This is a genomic window from Nocardioides sp. Iso805N, assembly GCF_000364605.1.
In the GTDB taxonomy this organism is placed as follows: domain Bacteria; phylum Actinomycetota; class Actinomycetes; order Propionibacteriales; family Nocardioidaceae; genus Nocardioides.
Window position 1 is genome coordinate 473,245 of record NZ_KB822575.1, and the last position, 20,528, is coordinate 493,772.

General features: G+C 70.9%; 19 protein-coding genes. 7 read left to right on the plus strand and 12 right to left on the minus strand.

Going from position 1 to position 20,528, the window contains the following annotated elements:
• Positions 1-6: 6 nt before the first annotated feature.
• Genes menD through H036_RS0102270 form a run of 3 tightly spaced genes read right to left on the minus strand, consistent with a single transcriptional unit; the run spans position 7 to position 3,645 of the window.
• Positions 7-1,662, minus strand: coding sequence for a 2-succinyl-5-enolpyruvyl-6-hydroxy-3-cyclohexene-1-carboxylic-acid synthase (gene menD, locus H036_RS0102260; RefSeq protein ID WP_017933147.1), 1,656 nt, complete (start codon positions 1,660-1,662; stop codon positions 7-9).
• Positions 1,646-2,608, minus strand: a complete 963-nt coding sequence (locus tag H036_RS0102265) for an o-succinylbenzoate synthase (protein ID WP_017933148.1) — start codon at positions 2,606-2,608, stop codon at positions 1,646-1,648. The genes menD and H036_RS0102265 overlap by 17 nt, the downstream gene beginning before the upstream one ends.
• Positions 2,605-3,645: an AMP-binding protein gene (locus tag H036_RS0102270; protein ID WP_017933149.1), complete on the minus strand. Its 1,041-nt coding sequence runs from the start codon at positions 3,643-3,645 to the stop codon at positions 2,605-2,607. The genes H036_RS0102265 and H036_RS0102270 overlap by 4 nt, the downstream gene beginning before the upstream one ends.
• 37 nt (positions 3,646-3,682) lie before the next feature.
• Between H036_RS0102270 and H036_RS0102275 the strand changes: the two genes are divergently transcribed.
• The 4 genes from H036_RS0102275 to H036_RS0102290 are packed head-to-tail and all read left to right on the plus strand — an operon-like array spanning position 3,683 to position 8,450.
• The gene (locus H036_RS0102275) at positions 3,683-5,011 is read left to right on the plus strand and encodes an MFS transporter (RefSeq protein ID WP_157416944.1); all 1,329 of its coding nucleotides are present in this window, start codon (positions 3,683-3,685) and stop codon (positions 5,009-5,011) included.
• Positions 5,012-5,023: 12 nt separating this feature from the next.
• Positions 5,024-6,283 (plus strand): MFS transporter, encoded by a 1,260-nt coding sequence (locus H036_RS0102280; RefSeq protein WP_017933151.1) that lies wholly within the window; start codon positions 5,024-5,026, stop codon positions 6,281-6,283.
• Between the two features lie 32 nt (positions 6,284-6,315).
• On the plus strand, positions 6,316-7,566 hold the full coding sequence (locus tag H036_RS0102285; RefSeq protein ID WP_017933152.1) for an MFS transporter: 1,251 nt from the start codon (positions 6,316-6,318) through the stop codon (positions 7,564-7,566).
• An 11-nt stretch (positions 7,567-7,577) separates the two neighbouring features.
• Positions 7,578-8,450 carry a 1,4-dihydroxy-2-naphthoate polyprenyltransferase gene (locus H036_RS0102290; RefSeq protein ID WP_026145718.1) on the plus strand — a complete coding sequence of 291 codons (873 nt, stop codon included), beginning with the start codon at positions 7,578-7,580 and terminating at the stop codon, positions 8,448-8,450.
• A gap of 25 nt (positions 8,451-8,475) precedes the next feature.
• Here H036_RS0102290 and H036_RS21555 read toward each other — a convergent pair whose 3' ends face one another.
• The gene (locus H036_RS21555; protein WP_017933154.1) at positions 8,476-8,790 is read right to left on the minus strand and encodes a DUF4229 domain-containing protein; all 315 of its coding nucleotides are present in this window, start codon (positions 8,788-8,790) and stop codon (positions 8,476-8,478) included.
• 45 nt (positions 8,791-8,835) lie between these two features.
• Here H036_RS21555 and H036_RS25225 point away from each other — a divergent pair, with 45 nt between their 5' ends.
• Together H036_RS25225 and H036_RS21560 are read left to right on the plus strand one after the other, a co-directional pair.
• Entirely contained in the window at positions 8,836-9,027 is a 192-nt protein-coding gene (locus H036_RS25225; RefSeq protein WP_026145719.1) for a hypothetical protein, read from the plus strand.
• A 180-nt stretch (positions 9,028-9,207) separates the two neighbouring features.
• Positions 9,208-10,161, plus strand: coding sequence for a type IV toxin-antitoxin system AbiEi family antitoxin domain-containing protein (locus tag H036_RS21560; protein WP_017933156.1), 954 nt, complete (start codon positions 9,208-9,210; stop codon positions 10,159-10,161).
• 20 nt (positions 10,162-10,181) lie between these two features.
• Here the strand turns inward: H036_RS21560 and ccsB are convergent, their stop codons facing one another.
• From ccsB to hemL, 6 genes are read right to left on the minus strand one after another with little or no spacing between them, the layout of a single operon-like run.
• Positions 10,182-11,246, minus strand: coding sequence for a c-type cytochrome biogenesis protein CcsB (gene ccsB / locus H036_RS0102310; protein ID WP_017933157.1), 1,065 nt, complete (start codon positions 11,244-11,246; stop codon positions 10,182-10,184).
• Positions 11,243-12,850, minus strand: coding sequence for a cytochrome c biogenesis protein ResB (gene resB, locus H036_RS0102315; RefSeq protein ID WP_017933158.1), 1,608 nt, complete (start codon positions 12,848-12,850; stop codon positions 11,243-11,245). The genes ccsB and resB overlap by 4 nt, the downstream gene beginning before the upstream one ends.
• Positions 12,847-13,605 carry a cytochrome c biogenesis CcdA family protein gene (locus H036_RS0102320; RefSeq protein ID WP_017933159.1) on the minus strand — a complete coding sequence of 253 codons (759 nt, stop codon included), beginning with the start codon at positions 13,603-13,605 and terminating at the stop codon, positions 12,847-12,849. Before H036_RS0102320 ends, resB begins: the two co-directional genes overlap by 4 nt.
• Positions 13,598-14,215 (minus strand): TlpA disulfide reductase family protein, encoded by a 618-nt coding sequence (locus H036_RS0102325; protein ID WP_017933160.1) that lies wholly within the window; start codon positions 14,213-14,215, stop codon positions 13,598-13,600. The genes H036_RS0102320 and H036_RS0102325 overlap by 8 nt, the downstream gene beginning before the upstream one ends.
• Before the next feature lie 2 nt (positions 14,216-14,217).
• Positions 14,218-14,889 (minus strand): histidine phosphatase family protein, encoded by a 672-nt coding sequence (locus H036_RS0102330; RefSeq protein WP_017933161.1) that lies wholly within the window; start codon positions 14,887-14,889, stop codon positions 14,218-14,220.
• On the minus strand, positions 14,886-16,220 hold the full coding sequence (gene hemL / locus H036_RS0102335; RefSeq protein WP_017933162.1) for a glutamate-1-semialdehyde 2,1-aminomutase: 1,335 nt from the start codon (positions 16,218-16,220) through the stop codon (positions 14,886-14,888). Before hemL ends, H036_RS0102330 begins: the two co-directional genes overlap by 4 nt.
• A 173-nt stretch (positions 16,221-16,393) precedes the next feature.
• On the opposite strand from hemL, the gene H036_RS21565 reads away from it, so the two are divergent.
• Entirely contained in the window at positions 16,394-17,653 is a 1,260-nt protein-coding gene (locus H036_RS21565) for a lytic transglycosylase domain-containing protein (RefSeq protein WP_017933163.1), read from the plus strand.
• A 122-nt stretch (positions 17,654-17,775) separates the two neighbouring features.
• On the opposite strand, the gene hemB is transcribed toward H036_RS21565, so the two are convergent.
• Together hemB and H036_RS0102350 are read right to left on the minus strand one after the other, a co-directional pair.
• The gene (gene hemB / locus H036_RS0102345) at positions 17,776-18,759 is read right to left on the minus strand and encodes a porphobilinogen synthase (RefSeq protein ID WP_017933164.1); all 984 of its coding nucleotides are present in this window, start codon (positions 18,757-18,759) and stop codon (positions 17,776-17,778) included.
• A 111-nt stretch (positions 18,760-18,870) separates the two neighbouring features.
• The gene (locus H036_RS0102350; RefSeq protein WP_017933165.1) at positions 18,871-20,505 is read right to left on the minus strand and encodes a uroporphyrinogen-III synthase; all 1,635 of its coding nucleotides are present in this window, start codon (positions 20,503-20,505) and stop codon (positions 18,871-18,873) included.
• Positions 20,506-20,528 lie beyond the last annotated feature (23 nt).

Consider the following 20,528-nt stretch of genomic DNA (forward strand, 5'->3'; position numbering starts at 1 on the left):
GGTCGCTCAGGCGGGCCGCAGGGCGCGAATGCGCTCCTCGAGCTCGCGGCGGTCGGCGCGGCCCACCACCGCCTCGATGACCTCGATGCCGCCGTTGGGGTTGGCCAGCGCCTGCTCCAGCTCGGGTCGGGAGCCGACCTTGAGGTGGGGGGTGCGGGTCGCAGCACACAGCGCGGCGAGATCGACCCGGTGGGGCGTGGCGAAGAGTCGCTCGAAGGGATCGGCGTACGCCGGATCGCCCTGCTCGAGGGTGGCGAAGATCGACCCGCCGTCGTCGTTGACGACCACGATGGTCAGGTCGGGGCGCGGCTCGTCCGGGCCGAGGATCAGTCCGTTGGCGTCGTGCAGGAACGTCACGTCGCCCATCAGCGCCAGATCGCGGCTCGAGTCACGGCCCAGGGCCGCCCCGATCGCCGTCGAGACCAGGCCGTCGATGCCGGCGAGGCCGCGGCTGGCGAGCACCTTGCGTCGCGCGCCGACGTCGTAGGAAGGCACCATCAGGTCGAGATCGCGGATGGGGTTGGATGGACCGACCACGAGCTGGCCGCCCGGCGGCAGTGCCCGGGCGACGGCACCGGCGACCTGGTGCGGGGTCAGTCCCTCCTCGCTCGCCAGCAGCCGGTCGAGCTGGCGACCCACCGAGCGGTCGGCCTCCTGCCACTCCTCCAGCCAACCGAGACCTGGCTCCGTCCCGGTCGAGTCGGGGATCCGTCCCGGTCGAGTCGGGGATCCGGCCCCGTCGAGCGCCGGATCGAGCCACCGGTCCACCCGGTGCGGCGGGGTGGACCACACCCCTCGCCCACGGATGCCGAGGACCTCGACGTCCTCGCGCGCCAGCAGCCGCGCCACCGGACGCGAGAGCGTGGGATGCCCCAGCACGACGACCCGCTCGATCCGACCGGCGAGCTCGCTGCCGAGCAGCAGCCGGTAGGTGCGGATCGCGTGGGTGCCGGTGCGGGCACCGCTCGACGGCTCGGCCAGCAGCGGCGAGCCGGACCGCTCGGCGAGCACCCGAGCGAGTGGGCCGGCGTCGTCACCGGCGACCACGACGGTGCGCCGGCCATCGGCGATCGCCGCGACCAGAGCGTCCTCGTCAGGCCTCATCGGTGCTCCCGACGGGCGCGCGGCCCTGGCCAGCCCGGCCGGGACCGTCCAACGGTCGGTGGGCGTGAGCGGCTCGTCGAGCTGGACGTTCCAGTGCACCGGGCCGGCCGCGTCGGCACCCAGCGCGGCCAGCGCTGCCAGGTCGGCCGCTGTCGCGATGTCGTGGGTGGTCACGAGCGGTCCGAAGATGCCGACCTGCTGCGTGGTCTGGTTGGCGCTGGTCTCGCGCAGCCGCGCCGGCCGGTCGGCCGAGACGACCATCAGCGGGACGCCCGAGTGCGCCGCCTCGAGCACGGCCGGGTGGAGGTTGGCCACCGCCGTACCGCTGGTGCACAGCACCGCCGCCCGCGAACCGGTCTTGCTCAGTCCCAGCGCGAGGAAGCCGGCCGAGCGCTCGTCGATGCGGGTGTGCAGCCGCAGCAGGCCTGCCTGCTCGGCGTCGTAGACGGCGAAGGAGAGCGGGGCGTTGCGCGAGCCGGGGGCGAGCACGATCTCGCGTATGCCGGCCTCGACGAGGGCCGTAACCACCGCACGGGCGAGCTCAGTCGAGGAGCCCACTGACCCTCCTCACCCGGTCCTGCCACCACGCGGTCCGCTCGGGCGAGGCCGTTGCGCGTGCCAGCGCCGAGGGATCGACACTCGGCCGCACGACCGGCAGCATGCCATCGACCACCGACAGCGGCTGCATCACGACGTCCTCGGCCAGCAGCGCACCCGTCGCCAGCCCGCAGGCGTAGTGCAGCTCGGGCAGCGCCGCGGCGAGTGCCACGCCGGCGGCCAGACCGACCGATGACTCCAGCGCCGAGGAGACCACCACCGGCAGGCCGATGTCCTCGGCGATCCGCAGGCAGGCACGTACGCCGCCCAGCGGCTGCACCTTCAGCACCGCCACGTCGGCAGCCTCCAGCTCGCGCACCCGGTAGGGGTCGACCGCGCGACGGATCGACTCGTCGGCTGCGATGGGGACGTCCACGCGGCGACGTACGAGTGCCAGGTCCTCGACCGCCATGCACGGCTGCTCGACGTACTCCAGCCCGCCCGCCGACCGGTCCAGCACCGGGATACCGGCGAGCGCCTCGTCCACCGACCACAGCCCGTTCACGTCGATCCGGATCCGGCCGTCGGGGCCGAGCGCGTCCCTGACCGCCTCGAGCCGCGCCTGCGCCTCGGCCAGGGTCTCGCCCGGGTCGGCGACCTTGACCTTCGCTGTCCGGCAGCCCGCCGAGGCGAGCACGATCCGGTGCGCCTGCTCCGGTCCGACCGCCGGCACGGTGACGTTGACCGGAACGGCCGAGCGCAACGGGGCCGGCCAGTCGCCGCGAGCGGCTTCGTGGGCGCTGGCGAGCCAGGGCGCGGCGACATCGTCGTCGTACTCGATGAACGGGGAGAACTCGCCCCATCCGGCGCCGCCACCAGAGGTGGTGGTCTCGATCAGGACGCCCTCGCGCACGGTGATGCCGCGGAACCTGGTCGTCATCGGGATCGACCAGACGTGCACCCTCATGCCGCCACCACGAGCTCGCGGAGCGCGAGGCGGTCGGTCTTGCCGTTGGCCAGCAGTGGCAGGTCGGGCAAGGTGATCAGCTGGCGCGGCGCCCACGACCGCGGGTGCGCGTCCCCGACCCAGTCGCGCAGCTCGTCGAGGCTGGGTGCCTTCGGGCCGGGCGCCAGTGCGCCGTCCTCGGGCCTCGCCACCACGAAGGCGACCAGGCGGTTGCCCCACTCCTCGTCAGGTACGCCGAGGACCTCGGCCGCGGTGATCGAGGGATGCTCGCGCAGCCGCCGGGCGACCAGGGCCGCCGGCACGTTGACGCCGCCGGTGATGACCATGTCGTCGATCCTGCCGAGCAGCTGCAGACGCCCGTCCTCGTCGAGACGACCGGCGTCGGAGGTGAGGAACCAGCCGTCCACCAGCACCTCGCCGGTCAGCTCGGGGGCACCGTCGTAGCCGCCGAATAGCGTCGGCCCGCTGATCCGCACCCGGCCGTCGGTGCCGATCGCCAGACCGACCCCGTCGAGTGGGAGGCCGTCGTACACACAACCGCCGCAGGTCTCCGCCGAGCCGTAGGTGGCCACGACCCGTACGCCGGCCGCCGCGGCGCGGGCGCGCAGCGCGGGGTCGACGGGCCCGCCGCCGACCAGGACCCTGTCGAAGTCCGCCAGCACGCCGGCGTCGGTGTCCAGCAGCCGATGCAGCTGGGTCGGCACCAGGGAGACGAAGCCGCCAGGACCGAGCTCGGCAGCGGCCTCAGCGAAGGAGTCATGGTCGGCCAGCCGCACCGGCGCGACACCGGCGGCCAGCGACCGGGTGATGACGTTGAGGCCGGCCACGAAGGTCTCCGGCAGCGCCAGCAGCCAACGCCCGGAGCCACCGAGACGACGGGCGGAGAGCTCGATCGAGGCTTGGACGGCGGCGCGCGAGAGCAGCACCCGCTTCGGCTTCCCGGTCGAGCCGGAGGTCTCCACGACCCATGGTCCCGGGTCGCCGGGGGCTTCCAGCCATCGCGCCAGCGCACCGAGCGTGGGGCTGGCGATATCCATGTGACGAACGCTAGTCCCACGTGATCCGATGACCCACATGCCCTCCCGTCTCGGTGGCTTCTTCGGGCGGCTGATCCCACCTACGCCCCTGTCCCGCCAGCTCGCCGTCCAGTCGCTGCTCTTCGCCACCGGCGCCGGCACGTTCAACACCGGCAGCGCGGTCTTCTTCACCCAGGTCGTCGGGCTCTCGGCGGCCAAGGTCGGGCTCGGGATGACGATCGCCGGCGTGGTCGCCTTCCTGGTGGCCTATCCCCTGGGCAAGCTGGTCGACCGCATCGGCAGCAAGCCGATGTGGGCGCTGGGAGCGTTCCTCGGCGCGATGATGTTCGCGGTCTGGCCGTGGCTGCACGGTTTCTCCCAGTACGTGGCGATGAGCATCGTCTTCGAGGTGGTCAACAACATCGGGCAGGCCGGCTACAGCGCCTACGTCCTCAACGTCCTGCCCGAGCGGGAGCGGATCGAGACCCAGGCGCACCTCTACTCCGCACTCAACCTCGGCTTCACCATCGGTGCCGTGATCGGCGGGGTCGCACTCGCCTTCGACAACCTCACCCTGATCCGGTGGCTGCCGCTGCTGACCACCGCGATCGGCCTGGTCAACGCCGTCCGGATCACCCGGCTGCCGTCGCCGCCCCGACGGGCGACTACGCATCCGGTCGCGGAGCCCCGTGCCGAGGCCCTCGAGTCGATCAGCGCCGGTACGCCGCAGGCTCCCGGCGCGATGCGCAACAAGGGCTGGCTGGCCACGTCGTTCTTCACCGGCGTGCTGTGGACCAACCAGACGCTGCTCAACGTGGTGATCCCGCTGTGGCTGGTCCAGCGCACCGACGCGCCGCACTGGATCCTGGCCTGGCTCTTCGGCACCAACACCGTGCTGTGCGTCTTCCTGCCGCAGTTCACCTCACGCGGTGTGGCCACCATCGGCGACGCACTGCGGCGGGTGCGCTGGTCCAGCGCGTTCTTCGTGCTTTCCTGCCTGATCACGATGGCCTCGCACTCGGTGGCTGCGTTCTGGGCCGCGTTGCTGGTGTGGCTGGGCCACGTCGCCGTCACCGGCGCCGAGCTCGCGGTCGGGTCGGGCACCTGGGTGTTCCAGGCCAAGCTGATGGATCCGCAGCACCGGGGCGAGTACGGCGGCGCCGGCGAGGTGGCGCGCACGCTCGGGCAGTGGTGGGCGCCCGCGGCGTACACCTGGCTGGCGATGGAACGCGGCGACGTCGGCTGGCTCGTGATCGCCCTCATCTCGGTGCTCGCGGCCGTCGGCATGCACCCCTCCGCGCGGACGGCCGAGCGGTTCGCGCAGCGGCACTTCGAGGTGCGCGGCGGCCGATCCGAGCCCGGTTCGGAGGCTGTCGGTGCGGTCTGATCTGATGCGCCCATGAGCGCTCTCGGCCGCCTTGTGCCACCCCCTGGGCTGACCCGACGGCTCTCGCTCCAGTCCGTGCTCCTCAAGACCGGCGACGGCGTCTTCAACACCGGCAGCGCGGTCTTCTTCACCCAGGTCGTCGGGCTCTCGATCATCCAGGTCGGCATCGGGCTGAGCATCGCCGGTGTGCTCTCGGGCGTCGCTGCCATCCCCGCGGGCCGGCTCGCCGACCGGATCGGTCCCAAGCGGGCGTGGGCGCTCGGTGCGGCACTGTGTGCGGCCGCCTTCGTGGCCTGGCCGTTCATCGACGGGTTCGCCGCCTACGTCGTGATGGTCACCCTCTACTCGATCGTGGAGAACACCGCCGATGCCGGCCGGCAGGCCTACGTGCTCGACGTGATGCCGCCAGCGGAGCGGATCCCCACCCAGGCCTACATCTACTCGGCGATGAACGTCGGGTCGACCGTCGGAGCCCTGCTCGGCGGCATCGCGCTGGCCTTCGACAGCACCACCCTGCTGCGCTGGCTGCCGTTCGTCACCGTCGTGCTGTTCGGGCTGAACGCGTTCTTCGTGGCCCGCCTGCCCGGGGCTCCGCGCGACCTGCGCACCCGCGAGGAGGCGAAGGTCCGGCCCGAGGGCCCCTCCGCGCTGGCCAACAGGGGTTACCTGGCGCTGCAGTTCTGCATGGGCTCGCTGTGGACCAACCAGACCCTGCTCAGCGTGCTGATCCCGCTGTGGCTGGTCCAGGAGACCGACTCGCCACACTGGCTGCTCGCGTGGCTCTTCGGCACCAACACGGTGCTGTGCATCTTCCTGCCGCAGGTCACCTCGGCCGGTGTGAAGACGCTCGGCGACGGGCTGCGTCGGGTGCGGTGGTCGGCGGCGTTCTTCATGGCCTCCTGCCTCATCACGATGGTCACCCACTCCACCACCGGCATGGTCACGGGCCTGTTGGTCTGGCTCGGCCACCTGACCGTCACCGGTGCCGAGCTGGCGACAGGTTCGGCGGGCTGGATGTTCCAGGCCAAGCTGCAGGACCCCCGTCGACGGGCCGAGTACGCGTCGGTCGGCGGTCTGCTCAGCCAGCTCGGCGGCCGGTTCGCGCCCGCGCTCTACACCTGGCTGGCGATGGAGTGGCGGCACGTCGGCTGGATGTTGATCGGTCTGATGGTGGTGACCGCAGCCGCCGGCGCCCACCCGGCGCTGCGCAGGGCCGAGCGGTTCGCCGAGGAGGAGTTCCCCGGCGAGGCTACGCTCGCAATAATATCTTGACATCAAGAAACTTGAGGTAAAGAGTTTTACGTATGCGCCGCCTGCTGAACCGGATCCTGTCCGACGACCCCCTCATCCGCGCGATGTCCTATCAGTCGGTGCTCTCCGCCTTCGGCGAGGGCGCCTTCCTGGCCGGCAGCGCCGTCTACTTCACCCAGATCGTGGGGCTCTCGGCCGCCCAGGTCGGCCTCGGGATGACCATCGCCGGCATCGCCACGTTCTTCGCCTCGGTTCCGCTCGGCCGGGCAGCGGACGCGTTCGGGACCCGCCGGACGTGGATCGTCGCGTCGCTGCTGGAGGCGTTGCTGTTCGCCTCCTGGCTGGCGGCACGGGACTTCGCGGCGTACGTCGCCGTCACCACGGCGCTGGAGCTCGCCGAGACCTGGATGCGCGCAGGCCGCAACGCCTACCGCTTCGCGGTCTTCCCCCGGGAGACCCGGGTGCGGTCGCTGGCCTACATGCGGGCCGCGCGCAACGTCGGCTACACGCTGGGCGCGGCCGCCGGCGGTCTGGCCCTGGCGGCGCACAGCAACCGCCTGATCGAGGCGGTGCCGATCGTGACGGCGCTGATCCTGCTGGCCAACACCGGCTGGGTCACCCGGCTGCCGCGGATCCAGGAGCGCTCGGACCACGGCAGCGAGTCGGCGATCGACGAGCTCGTCGGCGGCGGTGCGCTGCGCAACCACGGCTTCCTGGCGGCCTCCGTCTTCGACGGCGTCCTGGCGACCCACCAGGTGCTGCTCAACGTGGTGATCCCGCTCTGGCTGGTCGAGGAGACCGACGCGCCCCGGGTGCTGCTCGCGTGGCTGTTCGGCACCAACACCGTGCTGGCAGTGCTGCTGCAGGTGCCCGCTGCCCGCGGCGTGACCGACGTACGCACGTCGGTGCGGGCCGAGCGTCGCGGCGCGTTCTGCTTCGTGCTCTCCTGCCTCATCGTGCTGGTCACGCACGACACGACCGGCTGGGTGACGATCGCGCTGGTGTGGCTGGGGCACATCACCGTGACCGGCGCGGAGCTGTTCCAGTCCGCCGGGCAGTGGGGGATCCAGGCCGAGCTGTCCGACCCGCGGCTGCGCGGCGAGTACCAGGGGGTCGCGAACCTCGGCAACACGCTCGGCAGCGTGTGGGCGCCGGCGCTCTACACCTTCCTGGCAATGACCTGGGGCGCGGCCGGCTGGCTGCTCATCGCGGCGATCATCTGCACCGCCGCCGTCCTGATCGCGCCGGCCACGCGGGCCGCGGAGCGCTACCTCGATCGGACGATGACCCCCGCGACCGCCTAGAGTGACCGCTCGTGGCGACTCCTTCCCAGTGGCTCGAAGGAGCCCGGCCCCGCACCCTTCCCGCAGCGATCAGCCCCGTGCTCGCCGGCACCGGCGTGGCGGCGTACGTCGACGGCTTCTCCTGGTGGCGTGCCCTGCTGGCCCTGGTGGTGAGCCTGGCGCTGCAGGTCGGGGTCAACTACGCGAACGACTACTCCGACGGCATCCGCGGCACCGACGACGACCGGGTCGGCCCACTGCGGCTGGTCGGCTCCGGGGCCGCCTCGCCGCGGGCGGTCAAGCTGGCCGCCTTCGCCTGCTTCGGCGTCGCCGGCGTCGCCGGCCTGGCGCTCGCCGCCGCGACCGCCTGGTGGCTGGTGCTGGTCGGCGTGCTGTGCGTGGTCGCGGCCTGGTACTACACCGGCGGCAAGCGGCCCTACGGCTACTCCGGCCTCGGCGAGGTGATGGTCTTCGTCTTCTTCGGCCTGGTCGCGGTGATCGGCACCGTCTACGTGCAGAGCCGGACCTGGGAGTGGGCGGCCCTGTGGGCGGCGATCGGCATCGGCGGCCTGGCCTGCGCGATCCTCGTCGCCAACAACCTGCGCGACATCCCCACCGACCGGATCGCGCGCAAGCACACCCTCGCGGTCCGCCTCGGCGACGCCCGCACCCGCGCGCTCTACGTGGCGCTGATCGGCCTCGCGGCCGCTGCGGTGATCGCGGTCGCCGCCGCCACCACCTGGTGGGCGCTGATCGGCCTCGGCTTCCTCGCGGTCGCGCTGCCCGGCGTGAGGACCGTACGCAGCGGTGCTGTCGGGCCGGCACTCATCCCGGCGCTGCAGCAGACGGGCCGTGCCGAGCTGGTCTGGGCGCTGCTGGTCGCCGTACCGCTGATCCTGGTCTGACGTCCTCGTCCTGAGCCGGGTTGGCTCAGTCCTGCTTGGCGTCCTGCGCAAGATCCTGCGTGGTGTCCTGAGCGGTGTCCTGCTTGGCGTCCTCCTTGGCCTTCAGCGCCTCGAACGCCGCCGTGGCCTTCTGGGCGCGGGCGTCCACGCGGGCGGCGAAGGCCATCCGCTGGCGGTTGAGGACGGTGTAGGACGCCAGTCCACTGACCAGGAATGCGATCACGAGACACCAGAACCAGTCGAGGTTGCCCGCGGCCAGGATCCAGATTCCGGCGACGATGGCGAACGTGGCGACCAGCACGACGAGACGCAACAGGGTGTAGACGACGAACTCCTTCACAACTCAAGGGTACGGAGGAGCCCACCTTCGACCTAAACTCGAACCGTGCTCTGGTTTTGGCTGGTGGTTCTGCTAGCCGCGGGCCCGACGTACCTCGTCTGGAGGTACGCGAGTCCGACCGGACGTCTGCGCGCAGCCGCCCGGCGACTGCAGCGCGAGTCCCGGCCCTTCGCCCCCGATGACGACGACGAGTTCCTGCGTGAGCTCGACAAGCGGCGGCTGCACGGCGACGACTGAGTGGCGGGGGCTGACGCGTCGGTTTTGACCCCTGGGGGTCAAAACCGCAGGTTGTTGGGCAATGCTTTGGGCCTCAACGTTCGGTTCTGACCCCTGGGGGTCAAAACCGAACGCCCGACGGTTATCCACAGCAGCGATCCGGGTGGTTCAGGCTCCTGCCACGGCGGGCATGCGGCCGTCATGACGATGATGCTCTCCCCCGAAGATCCCTGCTTCACCACCATCCGCCGTCGTCGCGATCTGCTGGCAGACGGCTACACCGACACCACCATCCGCGCCGCGGTCAGAGACGGCGCGTTGCATCGCATCCGGCACGGCGCGTACGTCGACGGCCACGTGTGGCTGAGCCTCGACCGCGAGGCGAGGCATGCGCTGCTGGCACGTGCGGCGTACGCCACTGCGCGCACCGGCAGTGTGGTCTCCCACGTCTCGGCGCTGCCCTTCCACGGGGCTCCGACGTGGGGGTTCGACGTCGGCGAGGCACACCTGACGCGCGAGGACCACAAAGCGGGCCGGCATGAGGCCGGCGTGCAACAGCACCGAGGCGTGGTGCTTCCCGAGGACGTCGTCGACGTCCACGGCTTGCGCGTCATGTCCGCCACCAGGACAGCTCTCGAGCTCACCACGCTCGATCATCCGGAGGCGGCTCTGGTGGCGATCTGCTTCCTTCTGCACACCGAGCGCACGACGGCCGACGCACTGCTCGCGAGACTCGACCACTCGATCACGCTGTGGCCCGACACGCTCAGCACGCGACGCATCCTCCGCTTGGCCGATCGGAGGATCGAGACACCCGCAGAGGCGCGCGTCGTGCATCTGTGCTGGCTCACCGGCCTGCCACTGCCCGAACCCCAGGTCGAGATCCGGGATCACAACGGTCGGTTCGTCGGACGGGTCGACTTCGCATGGCAAGAGTTCGGCGTGTTCCTGGAGGTCGACGGACGCGAGAAGTACGTCAAGTACCTGCGCGAGGGCGAGACCGCCACCGACGCCGTGTTGCGCGAGAAGCGGCGCGAGGACCGGATCCGGGCCGTCACCGGGTGGCGCTGCATCCGCCTCACGTGGGCAGATCTGGCGACGCCCGAACGCACCGCCGCGCGGATCCGCGCCGTACTTTCGGGGCTGGCAGCCTGAGCGGGACTGACCCCTGAGGGTCAAACCCGAAGGTTGTGGCCCAAAGCATTGCCCGTCAACGTGGGGTTCTGACCCTCAGGGGTCAAAACCGAGCTCACCGCAGGCAGCGACGCATACGAGTGCTGCGACGTCGTCGAGAAGTAGTTGATCCCGATGAAGTTGAACCACAGCGTGGCCAGGCCGACCATCGCCAGGATCGCGGCGTTGCGGCCCCGCCACCCGGCGGTGGCGCGGGCGTGCAGGTAGCCGGCGTAGACGACCCAGGTGATGAACGCCCAGACCTCCTTGGGGTCCCAGTTCCAGTAGGAGCCCCAGGCCTGGTGAGCCCAGATCGGACCGGTGATGAGCACGGCGAAGGTCCACAGCACGAACCCGAAGGCGTGGATGCGGTAGGCGACCCTGTCCAGCGAGACCAGCGACGGCACCCGCGACATCCAGCCGCTGGTCGCGTCGGGGTGGCGTCGCTTGAGCAGGTAGATGCCGGACGCGATGCCACCGAGGGTGAAGGCACCGGTGGCCAGCGCCGCCGAGATGACGTGGATGACCAGCCAGTAGGAGTTGAGCGCCTCGGTCAGCGGCTCGACCGGGGTGTAGAGGACCAGCACGCCGACCATGAGGATGACCAGCACGAAGGCGACCACGACCGGCGCCATCCAGGCCAGCTTGAGCCGGGCGTAGAGCAGCACGTAGGCGACGGCGACGATGCAAGTGCCGGCCACGGTGAACTCGTACATGTTGCCCCACGGCACCCGGTGTGCCGCCATGCCGCGACTGATCACGGCGGTCAGGTGGGCGGCGGCGGCGATGCAGGTCAGCAGGTAACCGAGCCGGCCGAACATCGCGACCCGCTCCTCGCGGCTCTCATCGGCTGCGGCGACATTGCCGGAGGCATCGGCCGAGACAGGCTCCGCAGGGCCACCGGCGACGTCACCGGCGTTGACCAGCGCAGGCGCCTCCACGGCAGTACGCCGCCGGCCGACCAGCGCCGACCACTCCACCAGGTGGCTCAGGAGCGCCAGGAAGTAGACGACCGCCGCCGTGGCGACGGCGCGGTTGCTCAGCAGCTCCCACGCATGCGTACTCACGAAAGTTCCTCCTCAACGCGGCCCTGCAGCTGTGCCACCAGACCGGAGACCACGACACCGACCTCGTCGTTGCCCGAGCGATCCAGGACCGCCACCTCGACCAGAGTGCCACCGTCGGTCTCCCGGGCGCGAACCCAGACCCGTCGGGGACGAATGAAGAGCGACCCGAGCAGGCCGATCAGGGCCAGCGTGACACCGCCGAGCGCGACGTGCTTGAACGGGGTCTGACTGATCTGCAGCTTGTTCCACCGGGTGACGTCGTCGAACGTCACCGATCCCAGCCCGTCGGGCAGCTTCGCCGTCTGGCCCATGTGCAGGTTGAACGCCTTGCCGCCCGCCGCGGTGACCTGCTTCAGGCCAGCGGTGTTGAGCGTGTAGACCGACTGGCCCTCGTTGGCCTTGGCGACGTCGCCCGTCCAGACCTGGAAGGAGAGGACCGCTGCCGACTTGTCACCGATGTCGCCGGTGATGTTGGTGACCGACCCGTCCGAGAGGCTCAGCGCGGAGGGGTAGAACAGCCCTTCCAGCGCCACGTTGCCGGTCGGGGGCTTGACCGCGCCGAACGAGAGGAAGCTCTGGTTCTCCGGCAGGAAGATCTGCGGTCCGGAGTAGGTGATGTTCCCCTTGGCGTCGCGCACCGTGATGATCGGCGCGTAGCCGTGGCCGATCAGGAAGACCTCGGTGCCACCGATGTCGAGCGGGTGGTTGACCTCGAGGCGGTAGCTCTTGGTCGCCCCGTCGGTCGAGGTCTGGTACTGAAGGTCGGACTTGAAGCCCTTGGCCATCCCCTGCCGCGGACCCGACTGCAGCCAGTCCACGTGGAAGTCGTGGATGTGCAGGTCGAAGGAGTTCAGCATCGAGGGCCGGAACAGGCTGCCGGGCGCGAAGTCGTCGTACTGGGTCAGCTCGTTGGAGAAGCCGTACTGATCGCCGACCAGGACGTTGACGCCGCCCTTGTAGCCGAACAGCGAGCCCACCGCGAAGCCCACCAGCACCACGATCACCGAGACGTGGAAGAGCAGGTTGCCCGCCTCGCGCAGGTAGCCGCGCTCGGCCGAGATGGCGCCATCGGCCGCCGGCTCGCGCCGGATCCGGTAACGCTTGCGGCGCAGCACCTGCCGGGCACGGGCGGTCACCTCCTCGGCGCTCTCGCTGGTCGTGTACGACGCGGAGTCCGGCATCCGACCCAGGTTGCGTGGTGCGGCCGGCGGCTGGGCGCGCAGCCCGCGCCAGTAGACGGCGAGCCGCGGCACGATGCAGCCCACCAACGAGATCATCAGCAGGATGTAGATCGCGGCGAACCACGGCGTCCCGTAGACGTCGAAGAGGCCGAGCCGGCGGTAGACCGGCGTCAGGGTGGTGTGCGCGGCCTGCCAGTTGGTGGTCTTGACGGAGTCGATGTTCTCCTGCGGGATCAGCGATCCAGGCACCGCCGCCAGAGCAAGCAGCAGGAGGAGGAGCAGCGCCGTCCGCATCGAGGTGAGCTGACGCCAGGACCAGCGGGCGAGCTCACGGAGGGTCAGCTCACGGATCGGCGAGGGGTGCTGCCGCTCGCGCTCGGCCCGGGCGGCCCTGCTCGCGGCCGACTCCTTCAGGTCACTCACAGGGTCACTCCAGACCAGTGGTCGACGAGATGGATTTGCAGCCAGTCCAGCGAGTACTGCCACCAGCCGGTCAGCAGCGCGAGCCCCACCACGATGAGCATCACACCGCCGATCCGGGTGACCCAGCGCTGGTGGCGCCGCAGGACCTTCAGCGTCCCGAGGGCACGGCGCCACAGCACCGCGAAGACGACGAACGGCACACCGAGGCCGAGGGAGTAGAACGCCAGCAGTACGCCGCCGCGCGTCGCCGTACCGGATGTGGCGGCCAGGCCGAAGATGACGCCGAGCGTCGGCCCGACGCACGGCGCCCACCCGAGGCCGAACAAGAAGCCGAGGAGCGGCGCCGCGACCAGGCCCACCGCCGGCACCTTGTGCACGCGCACGTCGCGCTGCAGCCACGGCACCGCGCCGAGGAACGCCAGGCCCATCACGATGGTGAACACGCCGAGGACGCGGTTGACCAGCACCCGGTGCTCGTAATACCAGAACCCCAGGCTGCCGGAGGCCACGCCGAGCGCCACGAAGACGACCGAGAAGCCGAGCACGAACAGCACCGAGCCGAGCAGCATCCGGCTACGCCGGACATCACCCCGAGCGAGCTCGGAGCCGGACAGTCCGGTGGCGTAGGAGAGGTAGCCGGGCAGCATCGGCAGCACGCACGGCGAGAGGAACGAGGCGAGCCCGGCCACGACCGCGACCGGGATCGCCAGCACCAGGGAGCCGGAGCCGGCGGTCTGGGAGAACCAGTTACTCAAAGCCCTTGCACCCCTGACCGCTGGGATCGATCACGCACTGCACGGTCTCGGTCAGGGTGAGCTTGGAGGGGATCGAGCCGCGGATGATCGCTGCCACCCGGCCCTGGGTGTCGAGCACGGCGGTGGCCGGGATGGTGCGCGGGGCGTACTTCGCCGGGAAGGCCAGCACCGCCTTCCCGTCCGGCGAGTAGAGCGAGGGGTAGGTCACGCCGTGCTGGCGCTGGAAGGCCAGGCCGTTGGCGGCCGAGGTGTCACGGATGTTGATGCCGACGAACGTGGCGCTGTCGCCGAGCGCCGCGGACGCCTGCTGCAGCATCGGCATCTCGGTGTTGCACGGCCCGCACCCCGACCACCAGGTGTTCACCACCACGACCTTGCCGCGGTCCGACGCGAGGCTGAGCTGCTTGCCGTCCAGCGTCGTACCGGAGAGGTCGACGGGCTTGCCCCGGTCGGCCGCCGCGACCGCCTGGACCTGGCCGTCGCCGACGAGGTAGCCGCCGGTGCTGGTGCCGGACATGCCGCACGCCGCCAGCAGGGCGAGCAGCGGAGCGAGTACGGCGAGGAGGCGCGGGCTGCGCCGGGGCGCGCGGGACCGAAGCAGGCTGGACATGATCAGGGCCGGAGCTCCTCCGGGGCGTCACCGGCCGAGAACGGCGCCCGACGGTCCTTCTCCGGGATCATGTCGCCGGCGGGCTCGCTGTAGCTGATCCGATCGAGCCGGTCGTCGACGAAGTGGAACGAGGTCAGCGAGCACAGCGTGCACTGGCGCTTGCGCGGGTCGTGCAGGAAGCTGCGCTTCTCGGCGGCCAGGCGGGTCGTCCAGATCGGCAGCTGGTGGGAGACCGCGACGGCCTCGTGACCGGTCGCCGCGTCGCGTGCGTCGTGCACGGCCGCCATCATCCGAGCGACGATCTCCTTGTAGGGCTCGCCCCACGACGGCTTCCAGGGGTTCCACAGCCTGACCCAGGACGAGGGGTGCCGCAGCGCGTTGTCGCCCACGCCGAAGGTCTTGCCCTCGAACCAGTTGGCGCTCTCGATCACGCGCGGGTCGAGCGTGACCTCGACGCCGCGGGCCTTGGCCAGCGGCCGGGCGGTCTCCTGGGCACGCTCGAGCGGGCTGGAGACGATGTGGGTGATGTCGCGCCCACCGATCACCTCGGCGACCCGGTCGGCCATCTTCGCGCCGCGCTCGGAGAGGTGGAAGCCGTCCCGGCGGCCGTAGAGCACGCCGTCCGGGTTGTGCACCTCGCCATGACGCAGCAGGTGGACGATCGTCTCGGTCACTTCTTCTCCCCCTCGGACGCCGCCGCGGCGGCCCGTGCGGCGGCCGGCAGTGCGTCGATGATCTGCTGGACGGCACGCTCGTCGTGCGCCGAGGACAGGAACCACGCCTCGTACGCGCTCGGCGGCAGGTAGACGCCCTGGTCGAGCATGCTGTGGAAGAGCGCGGCGTACGCCTGCTCGTCGGTGCGCTTGGCGCCCTCGAAGTCGGTCACCGGCTCGTCGGTCAGGAAGACCGAGAACATCGTGCCGGCGTTCTGGATGACGTGGGGCAGGCCGGCCGCACCGAAGGCCTCGGCGATGGCGCCCTTGACCGTCTCCGCGGCCGCGGAGATGTGCGCATAGACGTCGTCGGTGGCCAGCCGCAGCGTGGCCAGCCCGGCGGTGGTGGCGATCGGGTTCCCGGCGAGCGTGCCCGCCTGGTAGACCGGCCCCTCCGGGCTCAGTCGCCGCATGATCTCGGCCCGGCCGCCGAATGCGGCGGCCGGGAAGCCGCCACCCATCACCTTGCCGAAGGTGACCAGGTCAGGCGTCCAGCCCTCGACCTTGCCGTCGAGGCCCCAGTGACCCTGCGCCGACGCTCGGAAGCCGGTCATCACCTCGTCGCTGATGAACAGCGCGCCGTTCGTGGCACAGATCTCGGCGAGGAACGCGTTGAAGCCCGGCAGCGGCGGTACGACGCCCATGTTGCCCGGGCTCGCCTCGGTGATCAGGCAGGCGATGCGGTCGCCGTACTCGGCGAAGGCCTTGCTCACCGCGTCGCGGTCGTTGTAGGGCAGCACCACGGTCAGCTCGGTGCTGCTCGCCGGCACCCCGGGCGTCCCCGGTACGGCGAAGGTCGCCAGGCCGCTGCCCGCGCTGGCCAGCAACGCGTCAACGTGGCCGTGGTAGCACCCGGCGAACTTGATCACCACGTCGCGGCCGGTAAAGCCGCGGGCCAGCCGGATCGCCGACATGGTGGCCTCGGTGCCCGACGAGACGAACCGGACCTCCTCGACCGGAGCCCTGTGCACGAGCTCCTCGGCAAGCTCGACCTCGGGCTCGGTCGGGGTGCCGTAGGAGGTGCCTCGGGCGACCGCAGCGCTCACCGCGGCCAGGACCTCGGGGTGGGCGTGGCCGAGCAGCATCGGGCCCCAGCTGCAGATGAGGTCGACGTAGTCGTTGCCGTCGACGTCGGTGAGCCAGGCGCCCTGGGCGGAGCGGATGAATCGGGGCGTGCCGCCGACGGCGTTGAACGCTCGCACCGGCGAGTTGACCCCGCCGGGCGTCACGGCCTTCGCGCGCGCGAAGAGAGCCTCGGATGCGGGCACGGAGCCGGGCGGATCATAGGGCACCGCGTCATTGTCGCTCAGCACCCCAAGACGATCCCAACCGGGCGGACGCTTGAGCCGGGAGGTTCCGGGGAAACGTGACGAGCGTAACTTCCTCGCGGGTAACGTCGTTGGGACGGTCACGTGAGGGAGCACGCAGTCGCACGATGCTGTGCGATGGACCAGGGAGAAGAAGAATGACCGCTCGTTTCGGCAAGGCCCAGAAGGCCGCCGCGCTCGTGCCGCTGGCCGCTCTGTCGGCGGCTTGGACCATCAGCCTGACCGGCCTCGGCGCCGGATCCGCGGAGGCCACCGGCGGCTCGTCGCCGGCGCTGCCGGACGGCACCGTCGTCCCCGCCAAGGCGATCAACGCCCCGGCGACCGTCAGCGACCCGACCACCGGCGCCGACCTCTCCGGCGGCAAGGGAGCTCAGATCGTCTCCACCGCCGACAGCTCGGGCATCCCCGCGGCGGCGCTGGCCGCCTACCAGCGCGCCGCCACCGTCATCGACAAGGCCGACCCGACCTGCAACCTGGACTGGCAGCTCCTCGCCGCCATCGGCCGGGTCGAGTCCAACCACGGCCGCGCCGACGGCAACACGCTGAACGCCAAGGGGATCGCCACCCCCGGGATCTTCGGCCCCGAGCTCAACGGCGCCAACGCCACCACCGCGATCGCCGACACCGACGGCGGTCAGTTCGACGGTGACACCACCTTCGACCGTGCGGTCGGGCCGATGCAGTTCATCCCCTCGACCTGGTCGGTCGTCGGGGTGGACGCCGATGGCGACGGCCAGCGCAACCCCCAGGACATCAACGACGCAGCCCTCGCCGGCGCGGTCTACCTGTGCGCGGGCGACGACGACCTGGCGACCACGGCCGGTCAGCGCGCTGCGGTCTTCCGCTACAACCACAGCCAGTCCTACGTCGACACGGTGCTCGGCGTGGCCTCCGCCTACACGGCCGGCGACTACTCCTCGGTGCCCAACTACACCGTGCCGGCGGCGTACCTGACGCCCTCGACCTACGTCGGACCCCCCGCGCCAAAGTCCAAGCATCACCAGGCGAGCGGTCCCCATCACCACGCCAGTGCCACGAGTACGCCGAGCGGAGCCGCCGCCGGTAGCGCGCCGCAGTCCGACCCGACCCCCGACTCAAAGCCGAGCAGTACGACGACGTCGAAGGCTCCTGATCTGTCGCACGTCACCAAGCCGGTCCAGCAGGCTCTTGCGTCGGCGACGCAGTTGACCACTGTCTGCACCAGCGCGCTGACGGCCAAGTACGACGGGCTCGCGGGCAGCAATCTTCAGCAAGCGGTGACCAAGTGCGTCAACCAGCTCACCGGCAAGACGTTGCCGGAGGCCACGGCAGCGGTCGGCGGTGTCGTCACGGGATTGGCCGACTTTGCGACGGGCCTACTCGGCGGCCTCCTCGGTGGCTTACTCGGCGGCAAGTAGCACCTCGCCGACACGTCTCGGCCCCGGCTGCTTCGCGGCCGGGGTCGAGGTGTGTCAGGGGCCGGCGCGACGGTTCTGACCCCTGGGGGTCAACAGTTCTGACCCTCGGGGGTCAGAACCGCTCAGAGCAGCCGCGCGGCCGCCTCGGCAGCCCAGTAGGTCAGGATCACGTCGGCGCCGGCACGCCGGAACGCGATCAGCGACTCGAGGATCGCCGCGTCGCGGTCGATCCAGCCGCGCTCGGCGGCAGCCTCGACCATGGCGTACTCGCCGGAGATGTTGTAGGCCGCCACAGGCACGTCGACCGCCTCGCGCACGGCCCGCAGGACGTCGAGGTAGGGCAGGCCCGGCTTGACCATCACGATGTCTGCCCCCTGCTCGACGTCGAGCAGCGCCTCACGGACGCCCTCGAGCGCGTTGGCCGGGTCCTGCTGGTAGGTCCGCCGGTCGCCCACCAGCGAGGAGTCCACCGCCTCGCGGAAGGGGCCGTAGAACGCCGAGGAGTACTTCGCCGAGTAGGCCATGATCACGACGTCCTCGTACGCGGCGGCGTCGAGCGCCTCGCGGATGACGCCTACCTGGCCGTCCATCATCCCGGACGGCCCGACGACCCGGGCGCCGGCCGCGGCCTGGGCGCGCGCCATCTCGGCGTACACCGCGAGGGTGGCGTCGTTGTCGATCCGGCCGCGGGCGTCGAGCACGCCGCAGTGACCGTGGTCGGTGAACTCGTCGAGGCACAGGTCCGCCATCACCGGGAGCGCATCCCCGACCTCGGCGACGCAGTCGGCGATGGCGAGGTTGAGGATCCCCTCGGGGTCGCAGGCGCCTGTTCCGGCGGCGTCCTTGTGCTCGGGTACGCCGAAGAGCATCACGCCGCCGATGCCGAGCTCGGCGGCCTCGGCAACGGCGCGCTTGAGGCTGTCGCGGGTGTGCTGCACGACGCCGGGCATCGAGCTGATCGGGACCGGCTCAACGATCCCCTCGCGGACGAAGACCGGCAGCACCAGCTGTCGCGCCTCGACCGAGGTCTCGGCGACGAGCCGACGCAGGGCCGGCGTCGCACGCAGCCGGCGCGGACGGATCGTGGGTCGCTCGATGTCAGGCATCTGTGATCTCCTCGCTGCTGGTCGGTCGAGGTATGCCGGCTAGGCCGCGCTTCCCGTGCTGAATTCCGCGCGGGAAGCGTCGGTTCGGCTGCATACCTCGACGAACCGACGCTACTTGGCTCGCGCGCGCCGACCGGCAGGCTTGCGCTCGCTCGGCTTGGTGACCGGCTGACCGGCCTCGACCAGCGCGGTACGGCGGGCGGCACCGAAGTCGGCGAGCGCCGCGGTCAGCGCCTCGACCGACGGCGAACTCGCCATCACGTCAACGCGCAGACCGTGCTCCTCGGCCGTCTTCGCGGTGGCCGGACCGATCGCCGCGATGATGGTCGAGGCGTGCGGCTTGCCGGCGATGCCGACCAGGTTGCGCACCGTCGAGGACGAGGTGAAGACGACGGCGTCGAACTTGCCGGTCTTGATCGCGTCCCGGGTCGGCGCCGGCGGCGGCGCGGCCCGGACGGTGCGGTAGGCGGTCACGTCGTCGCACTCCCAGCCGAGGTCGACCAGGCCCGCGATGAGGTTCTCGGTGGCGATGTCGGCGCGCGGCAGGAAGACACGGTTGATCGGGTCGATCAGCTCGTCGAACTCGGGCCAGACCTCCAGCAGACCGGCAGCCGACTGGTTCTCGGCCTCGGGCATCAGGTCGGGCCGCAGGCCCCAGTCCAGCAGCGCCGCCGAGGTCTTGTCGCCGACGGCGGCGATCTTCAGACCGGAGAAGGCGCGGGCGTCGAGGCCGTACTCGTCGAACTTCTCCCGGACCGCCTTGACGGCGTTGACCGACGTGAAGGCGATCCACTCGTAGCGGCCCTCGACCAGACCACGGATCGCCTTGTCCATCTGCTGCGGGTTCCGCGGCGGCTCCACCGAGATCGTGGGCACCTCCTCGGGCACCGCTCCGAAGGAGCGCAGCCGCTGCGAGAGCGCCGGGGCCTGCTCCTTGGTGCGTGGGACCAGCACCCGCCAGCCGAACAGCGGCTTGGTCTCGAACCAGGACAGCGTCTGACGCAGGTCGACGACCTTGCCCACCACGATGATCGCCGGCGGGGCGATCCGAGCGGCGCGTACGTCGGCGGCGACGTTCGCCAGCGTCGAGGTCAGCGTCGACTGCTCGGTGGTGGTGCCGACGCGGGTGATCGATACGGGGGTCTCAGGCTTGCGGCCCGCTGCGACCAGCTCGGCCGCCACCTCGCCGATCAGGCCGACACCCGAGAGCAGCACGAGGGTGCGCTCGTCGGCGTACCGGCTCCAGTCCACCTTCTCCCCGCAGGTGACCACGGCGATCTCGCGGTGGTCCTTGGTGGTCAGCGGGATGCCCGCGTACGCCGGGACGGCACTCACGCTGGAGACGCCGGGAACGATCTCGAAGCCGATGCCGGCCTTGGCACAGGCCTGCGCCTCCTCCGGACCCGAGGCGTAGAGGAACGGGTCGCCGTTCATCAGGCGCACCACGTGCCCACCGCGCTTGGCGCGCTTGACCACGACCTTGGCGCGCGCAGCGTGGGTCATCGGCTGGCCGTCCTCGCCGAAGCCGCCGTCGATCAGCTCGGGACCGCCCTCGGTCTCCTCGGTGAGACCCAGCAGGGTGCGCACCATCGCAGCATGCTCGGGCGCCTCGGTGACGACCGCGTCGGCCCGCCTGAGGAGCTCGACCGCCCGCACGGTCAGCAGGTCCGGATCGCCCGGGCCGCTGCCCACGAACGACACCCAGCCCAGCTCACTGTGCCCGTTGTTGGGGCTCTTGTTGGTCATGCCGTGTGCACCATTCCCTGCTC

Coding starts and splice junctions, on each gene's coding strand:
- H036_RS0102265 (WP_017933148.1), bottom strand. CDS start 2,608: ATGAGGGTGCACGTCTGGTCGATCCCGATGACGACCAGGTTCCGCGGC.
- H036_RS0102270 (WP_017933149.1), bottom strand. CDS start 3,645: ATGGATATCGCCAGCCCCACGCTCGGTGCGCTGGCGCGATGGCTGGAA.
- H036_RS0102275 (WP_157416944.1), top strand. CDS start 3,683: ATGCCCTCCCGTCTCGGTGGCTTCTTCGGGCGGCTGATCCCACCTACG.
- H036_RS0102280 (WP_017933151.1), top strand. CDS start 5,024: ATGAGCGCTCTCGGCCGCCTTGTGCCACCCCCTGGGCTGACCCGACGG.
- H036_RS0102285 (WP_017933152.1), top strand. CDS start 6,316: ATGCGCCGCCTGCTGAACCGGATCCTGTCCGACGACCCCCTCATCCGC.
- H036_RS21560 (WP_017933156.1), top strand. CDS start 9,208: ATGACGATGATGCTCTCCCCCGAAGATCCCTGCTTCACCACCATCCGC.
- H036_RS0102325 (WP_017933160.1), bottom strand. CDS start 14,215: ATGTCCAGCCTGCTTCGGTCCCGCGCGCCCCGGCGCAGCCCGCGCCTC.
- H036_RS21565 (WP_017933163.1), top strand. CDS start 16,394: ATGACCGCTCGTTTCGGCAAGGCCCAGAAGGCCGCCGCGCTCGTGCCG.
- hemB (WP_017933164.1), bottom strand. CDS start 18,759: ATGCCTGACATCGAGCGACCCACGATCCGTCCGCGCCGGCTGCGTGCG.
- H036_RS0102350 (WP_017933165.1), bottom strand. CDS start 20,505: ATGACCAACAAGAGCCCCAACAACGGGCACAGTGAGCTGGGCTGGGTG.